General features: G+C 46.1%; 2 protein-coding genes. Both read left to right on the forward strand.

Annotated features, from left to right (window positions below; all coding sequences use genetic code 11):
- Positions 1-571, forward strand: a 571-nt coding sequence (locus tag AC1DND_RS28685) for a PorV/PorQ family protein (RefSeq protein ID WP_477586345.1), incomplete at its 5' end; no start/stop codon positions are given.
- 116 nt (positions 572-687) lie between these two features.
- Positions 688-878: hypothetical protein (locus AC1DND_RS28690; protein ID WP_477586347.1), on the forward strand; the 191-nt coding region annotated here is incomplete at its 3' end.

Below are 878 nucleotides of genomic sequence, written 5' to 3' on the forward strand. Positions count from 1 at the left end.
CCGTACCGGGGTGATGTTGTTCGGAGGGCCTGCAGATTGGTCGATGGGGGTAAATATATCCAACATCGGGACAAAAATGAGCTATAGCGATACCGGAACACCATATTTTCTGCCTACTGAGCTGAAACTGGGCTCTGCAGTCACTTTCATCGGAAATGAAAGCAAACTGACGCTGGCTTTAGATCTGAATAAACTGCTTATCCCTACCCAGCCCATTTATTCACCTGATGGAGAGATTATCAGTGGAAAGAACCCCGATCGGTCTGTTCCGGCAGGCATTTTCGGGTCATTTAACGATGCACCCGGTGGCTTTAGTGAAGAAGCAAGGGAAATAGGTTTATCAACCGGGCTCGAACTGTTATTTAAAGATAGGTTGGTATTCCGTGCGGGCTATAACTACCAGGATGCACAGAAAGGTGATGGCAGTTATTTTACCCTGGGTGCAGGTTTTAGGTACCAGATCTACAGCATTGATCTGTCTTACCTGGCTACCGCAGAAAGAAGCAATCCGCTGGCCAATACGCTGCGGTTTGGCCTTGCCGTAAATTTTCTCCCGAGGAAGGGAAAATAACAGAAATAACAAGCAGATCGTAGCCAGACATTACTGGTGAAAATATAGGGCAGAATAGGAGGAGATGGCTTAAACAAAACTAAAACCAATATTAATTAATTTAAACCCCAAACTAAATGAAAAAACGATTACTCTCTTTTCTGGCCATGCTATTGCTCTGTGCAATTGCGAACGCCCAAAACCCGGTCACCATCACCGCAGCCGCTTCAAAGCGGCCGTCCCAAAGTGGTAGTGAAAYTACGAAAGCCTTCGATGGCAATTTAACAACCATGTACCACTCTAGCTGGTCTTTAAACGCCATGCCGGA

Source organism: Pedobacter sp. 01N416, assembly GCF_056399685.1.